General features: G+C 32.4%; 14 protein-coding genes and 1 pseudogene. 3 read left to right on the forward strand and 12 right to left on the reverse strand.

Going from position 1 to position 12,385, the window contains the following annotated elements; genetic code table 11:
- Positions 1-10 precede the first annotated feature (10 nt).
- From TTE_RS11250 to TTE_RS11275, 7 genes and pseudogenes are all read right to left on the reverse strand, one after another.
- The gene (locus TTE_RS11250) at positions 11-1,375 is read right to left on the reverse strand and encodes a S41 family peptidase (RefSeq protein WP_011026395.1); all 1,365 of its coding nucleotides are present in this window, start codon (positions 1,373-1,375) and stop codon (positions 11-13) included.
- 49 nt (positions 1,376-1,424) lie between these two features.
- Positions 1,425-1,556: pseudogene (locus tag TTE_RS14335) on the reverse strand (AAA family ATPase); the annotation flags it as partial.
- A 151-nt stretch (positions 1,557-1,707) separates the two neighbouring features.
- A complete protein-coding gene (locus TTE_RS13355; RefSeq protein ID WP_011026396.1) occupies positions 1,708-3,327 on the reverse strand; it encodes a S41 family peptidase in 1,620 nt (539 codons plus the stop codon).
- 22 nt (positions 3,328-3,349) lie between these two features.
- Positions 3,350-3,673 (reverse strand): hypothetical protein, encoded by a 324-nt coding sequence (locus TTE_RS11260; protein ID WP_011026397.1) that lies wholly within the window; start codon positions 3,671-3,673, stop codon positions 3,350-3,352.
- A gap of 67 nt (positions 3,674-3,740) precedes the next feature.
- Entirely contained in the window at positions 3,741-5,168 is a 1,428-nt protein-coding gene (locus TTE_RS11265; RefSeq protein ID WP_011026398.1) for a radical SAM/SPASM domain-containing protein, read from the reverse strand.
- Between the two features lie 101 nt (positions 5,169-5,269).
- Positions 5,270-5,458, reverse strand: coding sequence for a hypothetical protein (locus TTE_RS11270; RefSeq protein WP_041587217.1), 189 nt, complete (start codon positions 5,456-5,458; stop codon positions 5,270-5,272).
- A gap of 81 nt (positions 5,459-5,539) precedes the next feature.
- Positions 5,540-5,725, reverse strand: coding sequence for a hypothetical protein (locus tag TTE_RS11275; protein ID WP_041587218.1), 186 nt, complete (start codon positions 5,723-5,725; stop codon positions 5,540-5,542).
- A 186-nt stretch (positions 5,726-5,911) separates the two neighbouring features.
- On the opposite strand from TTE_RS11275, the gene TTE_RS11280 reads away from it, so the two are divergent.
- On the forward strand, positions 5,912-7,279 hold the full coding sequence (locus tag TTE_RS11280) for a DDE-type integrase/transposase/recombinase (RefSeq protein ID WP_011024557.1): 1,368 nt from the start codon (positions 5,912-5,914) through the stop codon (positions 7,277-7,279).
- Between the two features lie 351 nt (positions 7,280-7,630).
- Here the strand turns inward: TTE_RS11280 and TTE_RS14050 are convergent, their stop codons facing one another.
- Positions 7,631-7,777 carry a hypothetical protein gene (locus tag TTE_RS14050; protein ID WP_162828799.1) on the reverse strand — a complete coding sequence of 49 codons (147 nt, stop codon included), beginning with the start codon at positions 7,775-7,777 and terminating at the stop codon, positions 7,631-7,633.
- Between the two features lie 102 nt (positions 7,778-7,879).
- Between TTE_RS14050 and TTE_RS11285 the strand changes: the two genes are divergently transcribed.
- A complete protein-coding gene (locus TTE_RS11285; RefSeq protein ID WP_041587219.1) occupies positions 7,880-8,824 on the forward strand; it encodes a helix-turn-helix transcriptional regulator in 945 nt (314 codons plus the stop codon).
- A gap of 86 nt (positions 8,825-8,910) precedes the next feature.
- Here TTE_RS11285 and TTE_RS11290 read toward each other — a convergent pair whose 3' ends face one another.
- From TTE_RS11290 to TTE_RS11300, 3 genes are all read right to left on the reverse strand, one after another.
- Entirely contained in the window at positions 8,911-9,114 is a 204-nt protein-coding gene (locus tag TTE_RS11290) for a DUF2281 domain-containing protein (RefSeq protein WP_011026400.1), read from the reverse strand.
- 245 nt (positions 9,115-9,359) lie between these two features.
- A complete protein-coding gene (locus TTE_RS11295; protein ID WP_011026401.1) occupies positions 9,360-9,839 on the reverse strand; it encodes a hypothetical protein in 480 nt (159 codons plus the stop codon).
- A gap of 40 nt (positions 9,840-9,879) precedes the next feature.
- Positions 9,880-10,446: a hypothetical protein gene (locus tag TTE_RS11300; RefSeq protein WP_011026402.1), complete on the reverse strand. Its 567-nt coding sequence runs from the start codon at positions 10,444-10,446 to the stop codon at positions 9,880-9,882.
- A 276-nt stretch (positions 10,447-10,722) separates the two neighbouring features.
- Between TTE_RS11300 and TTE_RS11305 the strand changes: the two genes are divergently transcribed.
- Positions 10,723-11,664 carry a helix-turn-helix domain-containing protein gene (locus tag TTE_RS11305; RefSeq protein ID WP_041587220.1) on the forward strand — a complete coding sequence of 314 codons (942 nt, stop codon included), beginning with the start codon at positions 10,723-10,725 and terminating at the stop codon, positions 11,662-11,664.
- Positions 11,665-11,703: 39 nt separating this feature from the next.
- Here the strand turns inward: TTE_RS11305 and TTE_RS11310 are convergent, their stop codons facing one another.
- Positions 11,704-12,354 (reverse strand): coenzyme F420-0:L-glutamate ligase, encoded by a 651-nt coding sequence (locus TTE_RS11310; RefSeq protein ID WP_009610322.1) that lies wholly within the window; start codon positions 12,352-12,354, stop codon positions 11,704-11,706.
- Positions 12,355-12,385: the final 31 nt, after the last annotated feature.

Below are 12,385 nucleotides of genomic sequence, written 5' to 3' on the forward strand. Positions count from 1 at the left end.
TTTTTAGAAATTACTTCTCTTTTCCTAAAGATTTAATCAATTCGACTGTCTTTTGCTTCAATATTTCTGCTCTTACTTCTGGATAGCCAGCATTTGTATCTGGAACGTCTAATTCTATGTCTGGTTTCACACCTTCTATAAAAAATGAACCCCCGTCTCGGTTTAAAATTGTGCCGGCTTCAAATCTCACAATCAATCCACTGTTAGGAAGCCTCATATATGAAGTAAGTGAACCATCTCCTGAAGTACTTCTTCCTATCAATGTAGCAAAACCAGTTTCTTTGCAGAACATGGCAAATCTTGTGGCTGCAGAAAAAGTTCCTCTGTCTATTATTAGAAATATCCTTCCTTTGAAATTTACATATTCATTTGATTTGAAAAACTTTTCTATGTAGTTTTCTTTTTGTTTAGATAGGTTTTCTTTAAATTCACAGATTGTAAAATCTTTTTTCATCTCTTCTGAAAGTTTATCGTATATAGGACTCTCTTTGAATTTATCTTCGTCATAAAATATTACATACTTCTCGAAATTTTTTTTCGTATATTTTCCCTTTCTCGATAGATAAAACCATGTATTTTTATCCTCAGAGTATCTGAAACCTTTTTCTCCTATCAGTGGAGCTACTATAGCATCTATCCAGTATTCTGAAGAACCTCCTTCATTTCCACTAATGTCTATAATTAAATAAGGATAATCTTTGATAGTTTTTAAAAAGTTGTATATTTCTTTTTTCTCTTCCCGATAATTTTTACTGTTCTGATCTTTATCTATCAAAAAAGAATTAACTCTTAAATACGCTATTTTATCCTCTTCTAAAATTTCTGTTTTTATATTTTTCTGTCCTCTCCTCATTTGAACAAAAAAGCTACTATTATGACTGGGATTTACACTTCCTAGCAATTCACTCCATTTTTCATAATTTTTCTTAGAATCTTTAAACATTTTTATAAAAGGCTTAAATTCAATAAAATTTCTTATCTCTTCACCTTCGATTAACTTTAAAAGATAATTAAAATAGCTAGGACTTGCTACATAAAGGTGCCCATCATGCAATTTCCGTAAAATTTCATTTAATTTATTATAAAACTCAATATTATTCCTTGTATTTTTTATCTCTTCTATAAACTCTTCCTTATGGGCTAGCCAGTCGTAGCCATACATTTTCTTTACTTCATAAAAATGTGCGTAATTGTCTTTTAAAATGTTATACATGTACTCAAAATCTTCTATCTTTTCTTTCTCTGTTAAATCTTTTAATTCCTTTGATGCAAATAGAGTGTTTGAAGTATATATACCGGTAAAAAATCCTGCTGAAAATATTACAAATAGAAAAAATATAAAAGTAATCATAGAAATTGATAGTTTCTTACCCATTACTATCACATCCTTTTAGTAACATCTAGTAAAGAAGACACTCTGTAGTCTAACATCCCCCCATTAGTTCACCCCATTCCCCAAATCCTTTGTTGCTTGTAAGTATTATCCCCCTCTCTGATACCATGCACTTATCAGCTGAAAAAAAGAGACTTGCTCTAAGGTTGCCTAAAGGCAAATACCCTACTTCTTGGGTTTCAAACTGACGAAGTCAAAATAAAATAGTTCAAGATGTAACTTAAATGGGCACCAGATTGTTTCAAAATAAAAAACAGCATTATGTACGTAAATGCCACAAAGTTTGCCAATGGCTGATGCCCATTTATATTACATTATCTTACCATCTCTAAAATTCTCTTTAATACCGTGTCATATTTTACCATATCTAAAATATTATTTTCATCAATCTTTTCTCTGTCTTTAAGGTAATTTACAAAGTCGTCATAAGACTCTTCCACGTAAATATCAGGCTGTGTGCCTACTTCTTCATTTGCCGTACCATCAGGGTTTAATGCCATGTTATTAGGATATCTTATTATAAGCCCACTGTTTGGAAGTACAAGAAGGTCTGGATTAAAACCAAGTCCACCTGAGGTAGGCGTACCAACGACAGTCGCCCACTTAGTAGCCTTTGCAAATGAAGCAAAGCCTTCTGCCGCCGAATAAACCCCTGCATCAGTGAGTAAATATATCTTCCCTTTAAATCCCACATAATTTTTTGGAGTCACTGTATATGAAATCTCAGCAAAATATCCAAAATCGTCTTTCAGTTCAGGTGGGTAGTTTTTCCCTTTCGGTAATTTATCTAGTGTTTTTGTATACTTAATGTCATAATTTTTCACTACTGTATATGCTTTATAAGCAATTTTTTTATCTGTTAGGGGCTTAACTATATTTTCTATCCAGTACATTACGTTCCCTCCCCCATTTCCTCTTATGTCAATTATTAAATAAGGATAGTCTTTAATTTCTTTAAAAAAGCTGTATATTTCTTTTCCATCTTTTTTAATATCATTTTGTGACATTTTCATTTCTGGTATTTTTAAATATGCTACTTTGCCTTTTACCAACATACCTTTTACTAAAGGTAATTTATTATCAAGCATACTTTGATTTATCTTCACTTCAATTGGCTGTAAAGTTTTTTCTATTTCCTCCCCTTTAGGGCTTAAAAAAGTAAGTTTTATTGTATCTTCTAAACTATCAGCGAATACGTAAAGTTTATACTTTACTATTTTATTTCTCTTGAAATCATAGTTTAAAAAGGCTTTATCCATCAAAGATTTTGCGTATTCATCAGCCGCTAGCTCATTTACTTTTAAAAGTATTGAACCCTCAGGTACACCATATTCCTCTAATGATTCGTTCTTATTATATGGTATAGCAACGTACTTCCCTTCTATATATGAAAAAACTATTGGCAAAATATAGGTTGTTTCTTTAATAGTTTGTTTCCAGTATTCATAATTTTTTATAATTATAGAATTCGTTAAAGGATCTAATTGCTTCTCTTCACTTTTAACAACTTCGTTAAACGCTTTCTGGAATTTTTCAAAAAGCTCTGGACTTACTAAACGAGCATGAGCAACTTGTAAAAGCGTTACCATTCTTTTTATTTCATTGTAAAATTCAACATTATTTTTTGTTTCTCTAATTCTCTTTTCAAACTCTTCTTTATGAGACAGCCAGTCAAATCCCGTCTTTCTTTTTCCCATCTCAAAGAAGGGAAAATTTTTCTGCAGGGTATTATATAGATATTCAAAATCTTCCAATTTTTGCTCAGCAGTCAGCCCTTTGGCTAAATCGATATCTTTTAAGTTTTTGTAATATTTATTGTATACCTCTGAGTATGAATATGATGGATTGTAAAATATCATATAGCTGAGAAAAAAAGCAGCTCCTATGACCATTATTACTGCTAATACAATTTTTATAATCCTTTTTCTAAACATGCACTCTGCCTCCTATATATTTTTAACCCAATTTTAATAGTGGAATCTTAAATGTCAATACGAAGAAAAGGAAAGATAGTACCAATATTAAATCAGAAATAAATCCGTCAACGGAAGCGTTAATAAACCGCAAATTTTCACTGGCGTATTTCCTAAGAGGATAATAAGCAACACCTGCAAAAACAGGAAAAGATAAAATCGCAAGCAGTATACCATATACAAAATTATATTCCATCTTCAATGTATTAAACCCTACTGCCAGAAGACACACTAGCCCTCCCTCGGCGATGAGAAAATAGATTGTTTTTAACGTTCCTTTTATGTTTCTATTACTTTTATACTCCATTACTTTATTCCCTCCCTAATTATAAAATTTTATTTTTCTTCTACGATTATTTTTATCATATTCATATTTATGAGTAGGTCTTTCTATTTTGCTCATCTTGATAAAACAGAACCTTATGTAAAATCTGCCAATTTTCTTCTGAAGCTTTTAACTCTGCTAATTTTAATAACACATTCTCTAGTATTTCTTTCATCATTATGCACATTATCTCAGCTCCATATGACCTATCTTTATTTTTAATATCCCCAAAACTCCCTAAACAAAAAGAACATATATATTTAGCCCAACAAGTTTTACATGAATCATCTAAAAATTTGGCATTAAATTTTAAGTTGAACATTTTTGTGTTACTCATAATTTCATCAGATGAAATATTTATATTTCCAACAGATAGGTCAGTACCTATGAACATAAAACAAGGATATATTGTTCCATCTTGTGTAACCGTGAGATTATTAACTCCTGCTGGGCAAATGTACTGCATAGGTATTTTTCTAATTAATCGCTGTATTACTTCTGTGATAATTGCACAAGAATTAATAATTCTTTCTTTAAGTATAGTATCAAAAGTATATTCTACTGCTTCCTTAATGTATTTTTTAATTATTTCTTTATCTTTATTTAGTGATAAAAAGTTATTTTTTTCAATACAAACAGGCGTAATATGGGTTATTAAGCAATCAAACTCGTTTCTAAAAAATTTAAATAAATCAACAAAACTTATATTATTTTCAATATGCTTGTGTGTATAGGTGCACTCAAAAGAAATTTTCTCCTTGTTTATTCCACTTTCTATCATCTTAATATAATTAGTTTTAATGTAATTAAAAGTTCCTTCCCCAGTTTTCTTAATTCTCAAACTATCATGTATTATTTTATCTCCATCCAGGCTAATAGTAATGTTAAAACGAAATTTTTTCATTATATCAATAGCTTCAGATGGTAAGTACGTTCCATTAGTCACTATCCCAAACTGCGGCATATAATCTATAATGTTATTATTTCTTAAATTTTCAAAATATTCGCATATAACCTTGATAACGTCATAATTTAACATTGGTTCTCCACCAAATATCTGTATATTATAAATCACTCTAAAATTTTTAACAAAATAATCAATAATATTTTTTGCTTCATCTCGTTTCATGTTATTAACATCTAATCCATAACTTCCTCCATTGGCATAACAATATTTACATCTACAATTACAATTATTCGTAACAATTATAACTAATTTTTCAAGTATATATCCATTATAGCTTTCTTGTGAAAAATAATTATCTAAATAAGAGTTATTTATTTCGTTTGTTACAGTATCTAAAATACTTTCAACTTCTTTATAAAATCTAGTTTCGTGGTCTATAAAATAACTTTTAAAATATTTTTTTATGTTTTCATCAAACACTCTATAGTAATTTAATGACTTATTATGAAAAAGAACACCTGTTTTTTCGTTTTGTATATAATGAAAATCCTTATACAAATCTCTTCCCATTGTTTTACTCTTCTCCTCCCCGGAAAGGGATAACTTCCTCTCAATTGAGAGAAAGTTATCCCTTGTAGTAAAATTGATAATACAATTTTTATTTTATATCGTTAAACGCAACCAAAACCAAAACATGACCATCCACATACAAAACCTGTACAGTTGCTTCCACAATTACAGCCACGACAACCACTTCCCGTAAATTTAGGGGGTTCAGGAATACAATTTCCCAAAGTTACGCCTGGTGTTTCATTCGGAGTGATTTTTATATCTAAATTACCTAAATCAATCTTTTCCATAAGTTTCATCTCCTCCCAATGTAATTTTAATTTTCTTAACAAATATTCACTAGAATATAACATCTTTATCCAAGGAAATGTTTAGTTTCCTTTTGGTGGTAATGGAACAGATGGAACACAAATAATACCTATTGGCCCAATACAAATAACTCCTAAACCGACACATCCAAAACCCACGCCATCTGGTGCCACTTGAGAACTATTCCTTATAATGGTACTAACTTCATTTTGTTTTAGAATTTCATTTTTCATTAATATCGGTTCCATATATCTCACCTCCCCCTTAAACGAATGTAACGTCAAATTAAAGCCTTAAATTCGCGTATCTATAGTCTCCAAAACATTGGAATAAAAATTTTTTCGAGAAAAAGGAGGATTCCCTCCCCTTGGTGTCGTAGGTAGTAGTTGTAGCAAAAACAAACACCATCAACCCAAAGGAGGGAATCCTAATTTATGTTTCGACAACTACTACCCGTTTTCCTTCTTACTCATTTATTAAATTTTTTGCTTAAAATTTCTCTATTCGCTCTCAAACACTTTAAAGTAGATATTCAGCCGCCTGTTGACCTCCAACCTTCAGGCTACAAAGTTTTGTCACCTTTAGAGGATCCTTTGCCACTTGTTGAAAAAGTTGTTGAGAAAAAAGATTACAAGAAAATCCTTGCCGAAGCTGAAGCTCAAGGTAAGCCTATCTCTCATGTTAGACGTATTAAACCCCTTTGTGTTGATGTTGATAAGTGCCCTGTTTGCGGTGCCCCTCCTGATTATTTGTACAGTTTTGGTAAAGACCCTGACGGCTTTCAAAAACTACAGTGTAAAGTGTGTAAACATCAATGGGCTCCTGGTAAACCTGCTCCTAAAAAGTCTCGCCCTACTTACCGCTGCCCTTTCTGCGGGTCTGCACTTATTCAGGATAAAACTAGAAAGAATTTTACTGTGTTTAAGTGTCGCAATGATAATTGCCCTAAGTGGCTTAACCACCGTAAAAGATATCGCTTCAGAGCTTTTGATGTTGATTTTGATGAACTCTCTTCTTCTTCTCCAAATGCTGCCCCTGTTAACCTCGCAAAAAGCCATTTTAGCCCATTCTTGATAGCACAAACTGTTAATTTATACGTAGGTCTCGGTCTTTCTTTAAGGCAAACTGTCTCTGCACTACAGCATATATGGCAAGTTCAACTCTCTCATCAGACTATACAAAACTGGGTGGTTTCCTTGGCCTCTAAACTCGCTCCGCTTGTTAAGTCTATCAACCTCCCTTTGTCAGGCCTTGTTGTTATTGATGAGACTTACATAAAGGTCAAAGGTAAGTGGCATTACCTTTTTACTGCCTGTGATGGCTTGAGAGGTTTTATTATCTCACAGCACCTTTCTCCTCATAGGGATGCTTTAGCTGCTTTGACAATCCTTAAAGAGGTCATTGACCGTTACAACAACCGAGAATTCATTTTAGTCACAGATAAAGCGCCTATTTATGATGTGGCAGTCCATTTCGCTTCGGTTTTCTTTGGAGCCAATATCCGTCATCGACCTGTGTTGGGAATCTCTCCTCCACCCGGTGGTGACAGTCATACTTACAGACCGTATAAAAACCGTTTAGAACGCTTATTTGGCTCTTACAAGGCTCATTACAAGCGCCATAAGTCTTTTAGTTCTTTTGAAGGTGCTATCGCTCATGCATTGCTATATCAGCTGTACTACAATCACTTGAAACCTCATGAGGCTTCCGATGGCAAAGTACTTGCACCCCTTAAAGATAAACATGGCCACCAAGTGGATAATTGGGCTAAACTGATTCAATGGTTTGTTGAGCTTAATTAAACTCTATAATCTTGACAACTTTTATGTGGTAAGTTAGACTGTATTTGAAATAGTCTAGCTTACCATAGGGTGATATTTGCCTTCTTTGCCCATAAAAGCTTAGATTTTATTTACTTATAGTTTTTCCCTAGGTGTCATTTTAAGTTATTGATTTAATAATCACTGATTTCTTTGCTAACTACTACCTACAATTTCTATTTTTTAGGGAATCCTCATGTTCTTACTTGACGCTACCTAAACGAATTTCTATGCTGAGCACATCTTAAAACTTCCAATATTAATATGCAAATATAGAAAAGTTTTAAGATGTGCCTTTGGCCTGCTTGAAATCTATCTTGGCTTTGCATCTTTTTACTTATCTACAACTACTGAATGCCAATCTATTATATCCTTTTCTCCCATTGGTCCTATACTTTCGACATTTCCTATCACATTAAAACACCATGAAGACAGTAAAAGAGTAACTATGGAAAAAACAATTAATAATTTTTTCTTCATGCCCCCTCCTTGCCTCCCTTTACTTTTCCTTCTCCTACCTATATAATATATGGTAAGTTAAACAATTTCAACCCGAATTGATTCTGGGTGGTGTGTAAAAAAATGGATGGATTCTATTATGACTTAGAGGCTTTTGGAAATGAATTGAGAGATATACGTAAATCTTTAAGGCTTACTCAAAAAGATGTAGCAGATCAAACTCTTGTAAGCACAGATACTCTAAGGAGAATTGAAAATGGAAAGGTTATGCCTAAACAGGAAACTCTTGATTTGATGTCTGTCATCTTTAAAAGAGACTTAAATGAGCTTTTGTTAAAGTACAGACTTAAAGATTACTCTTCTTTTTATAAAATAAAAACTTCTATTGAAGATAAGCTTGAAGGCGGAGAATTTGAAGATTTGAAAAAGGACCTCAAAGAACTTAAAAAAATAATTGATGAAGGGAAAATGAGCCTTTATTACATTCGATTATTGAAGCAACTTCTCTTGTTAGTGGAGTCTGTTATTGAAAAAACTGTAAATAATGATTATGAAAAGGCTTTAGAAAAATTGATTGAAGCCATGAAACTCACTATACCAGATTTTTCTCTTTCTAACTATACCCGCTTTGTGTACAGCAGTATGGAAGTTAGAATTTTAATGAATATCGCCCTTATACTAAGAGAAAAAGAATCATACGAAAAATGTATAGAAATACTTCTTTTCTGCTTAGAAGCACTGGAGCCAGACAATGTAGAAGAAAGAATTAGGGTATATTATAACCTTTCCTATGCGTATCACCTATCTTCCATATATGATAAGGCGCTTTATTACGCAGAAGAAGGTATTAAAACTTGTATAGATAACAAGACTTTAAATGGGTTGGCACTTTTATACTTCAGAAAGGGAATTGCCGAATTTAAGCTTAATAGAGAAAACTACATAGATTCTCTTTTAAAGGCTGTAAATCTTTCAGAAATATGTGGGCATGAAAAGTTAAGGAAAATGGTCATAGAAAATTGCAAGAAAATTTATAATATAGACCTGGAAAATTTTCAAAAGCTTTAATATAAAAAAACAGCAGAGAGTAAAATGTTAGCATTCTACTCCTTGCTGACTATAAAATCATCGGTTCTGCCGCTCTTTAACTCCCCTCAATTATTTGTAGGAACTTTCTTGGAGTTATCCCTTATTCCTTCCACAAATTTAGAAATACTCACTTCTGTATAACCCAATTCTTCCAACCTTTGTTTAGTTTCTTTTGTTGTTTCAAATAATTCTTTCACAATTCTCATTCTCTTTTGAATAAGATATTCTATAAAATCTAAAACTTCTTTTTTAGCATTTTTAGGCAACATCCTTGCATTTTAATAAATAATATCATCAAGTTTATCATTATCAAAATTTGTCATTTTAAACACAACCATTACAAATTTCTTAATTATATTCTAATACATTCCAACAATTATTAAAATTCAAACTTTATCACTTTTCAAGAGACTTAATTACTTCCACTGTCTTTTGTTTTAATATTTCTGCTCTTACTTCTGGATGCTTGACATTTGTATGAGGTGGATTGTTTTATGCTTACCTTATTGTAAACTCAATATTCTCCATTATTATACGCATCCAAATAGCCCAAGTAAGCATAGAACATAGGTGTTTTGTTTTTATAATCAAACTCACTAATTCCTTGTTCAATGAATAATTCTAAAAGCAATCTGTTACAATTTGAATGGATGCATCCTGTTTTTGTTTCAAAAACAACATAAATTATATCATCTTTTTCATTATTGGATATGTGCGCATAATTGGACTGATAGTACAAATTACTTTTATCATTTTTGGAAAGTTTGTATGCAATGAAATTCAATTCATCAGCAGTAAGATTTAATTGCTGATTTCGCAAACAATGAACGACATTAAATACAATGTGCTGCATAATAGATTTTGGCAAGTCTGTTGTGGAAATTTCTATAATATCCACTTTCTGTTTCAAGAAATCAATTAGCTCTTCAATACTTTTTTCACCAGGAGTAATTTTATGTTTATATTTTTTTACTAAGTTCTCTCTGTTATTCATTGTCTTAGCTCCTTTTCATTGAAAAGTTTTAATTCTTTATTTAGTTTATTGTAACTGTACCTGTAAATGTTAATGCTGAAAGCCAACCACCAGAAGTCAGATTATACCCCTGTAAATCCTTAACACTTACCTTTACCTTATTAACATGAGTTGGTATTGTAGCATATCCAATAAAAACTGTACCTACGCTGGAGACACCAGTATAGTATGTACTGTACGTCTTCCCATCCCCAAATGTTGCATACGTTTTTGGAAAGAGAAAGCTCGTATCCTCTATGGTTAAAGATTTGAAACGCCAAGCGTAATATAGATCAGTTCCACTCCAGGTTAAATACACATGACAAGTGTCAGTATTTCCGGATCGGGTTATAGTAGCATAAATTATAGTAGGAGTAGATGCCGTTGTGATATCATTTGTGGATGTTTTTGCTGAATCCGAAAGTATTTTACCAATCTCTGCCACGTTAAGATTTTCATTAACTGTGACAATAGGAACCTCAATATAAGTTTCATTTTCGATTTCAGTTGCCATAGCTTGAATACAAAAAGTTACAATCATAACCATAGCTAAAAAGATACTACTTAAGATTTTTCTTCTATTTTTCATCGTGAACCCTCCTTCAATAAACATGGCTACCAAGTGGATAATTGAGCTAAACTGATTCAATAGTTTGTTGAACTTAATCAAACTCTATAATTTTGACAATTTTTGTGTGGTAAGATAGACTATACTTGAAATAGTCTATCTTAGCTAACTACTACCCACCCCTTTTAACCCTATTTAACGTTACCGCCTCCCTTTACTTTTCCTTCTCTTACCTATATAATATATGGTAAGTTAAACAATTTCAACCCGAATTGATTCTGGGTGGTGTGTAAAAAAATGGATGGATTCTATTATGACTTAGAGGCTTTTGGAAATGAATTGAGAGATATACGTAAATCTTTAAGGCTTACTCAAAAAGATGTAGCAGATCAAACTCTTGTAAGCACAGATACTCTAAGGAGAATTGAAAATGGAAAGGTTATGCCTAAACAGGAAACTCTTGATTTGATGTCTGTCATCTTTAAAAGAGACTTAAATGAGCTCTTGCTTAAGTACAGACTTAAAGATTACTCTTCTTTTTATAAAATAAAAACTTCTATTGAAGATAAGCTTGAAGGTGGAGAATTTGAAGATTTGAAAAAGGATGTTGAAGAACTTAAAAAAATAATTGATGAAGGGAAAATGAGCCTTTATTACATTCGATTATTGAAACAACTTCTCTTGTTAGTGGAGTCTGTTATTGAAAAAACTGTAAATAATGATTATGAAAAGGCTTTAGAAAAATTGATTGAAGCCATGAAACTCACTATACCAGATTTTTCTCTTTCTAACTATACCCGCTTTGTGTACAGCAGTATGGAAGTTAGAATCTTGATGAATATAGCTCTTATAGTAAGAGAAAAAGAATCCGAAAAAAGCATAGAGATGCTCCTTTTCTGCTTGGAAGCACTGGAGCCAGACAATGTAGAAGAAAGAGTTAGGGTATATTATAACCTCTCCTATGCGTATTACCTGGCTTCCATATATGATAAGGCGCTTTACTACGCAGAGCAGGGTATTAAAACTTGTGCAGAAAACAAGACTTTAAATGGCTTAGCCCTTTTATACTTCAGAAAGGGAATTGCCGAATTTAAGCTTAATAGAGAAAACTACATGGACTCTCTTTTAAAGGCTGTAAATCTTTCAAAAATATGTGGGCATGAAAAATTAAAGAAAATGGTTATAGAAAGTTGCAAGAAAATTTACAATATAGACCTGGAAAATTTTCAAAAACTCTAATATAAAAAACAGCAAGGAGCAATATTTTACTCCCTGCCGTCAGGCACTAGTAGGAATATGGCTTTTGTAATTTTTTATGACCACAATAGGTGTTTGCTGTTCTGAGTTACCTGAAGGGTTGTCCAAAAAAAGCTTTTCTACGTATTTCTTATCTACTCCTTTTGAGGCGCCAACGCAGTCAGCTTTATGTAAATCATTTGCGTCAATTATTACAGCATCCACTCCTGTTTTTTCTTTTATCATGTCGCAAACTTTGTCCGGGTCTTTGGGGCCTAAAACTACATGTCTATGATATGGTGGCATTGTACCAGCAAAATCGTCGATTAAAGCAACTTGCCTTCCAGCTATTATAAAAAACCAGCCTTTTCTCCCCAAGAGTTTTCCTATGCCACCTATGATTGCAGCTATTAAGATTCTAAACCATCCCACTTCATTTATAGCACACTGCATGCCATAAGGAGAAGTGAGGCTGCCTTTCCTATCCGTAAATTTGCACAGTATCTTCGCCAAAAGCCCTGGTTTAATCTGTTCAGGGAGATAAGCTCTCCCTTGACTTATAGCAACTACGCTTTCTGCAACAGATATCAAATCTCCTGGTTCAGCTATATCCTTGGTATAATGGTATACCACCTCTACTATATCGTCCTTTTCTGTTATAATGTGAGTTCTTATTGATATTTTCCCATTCATAGTTTAAGCCTCCATTTATCCTAAAAATTGT

Source organism: Caldanaerobacter subterraneus subsp. tengcongensis MB4 (assembly GCF_000007085.1).
Taxonomy (GTDB): domain Bacteria; phylum Bacillota; class Thermoanaerobacteria; order Thermoanaerobacterales; family Thermoanaerobacteraceae; genus Thermoanaerobacter; species Thermoanaerobacter subterraneus.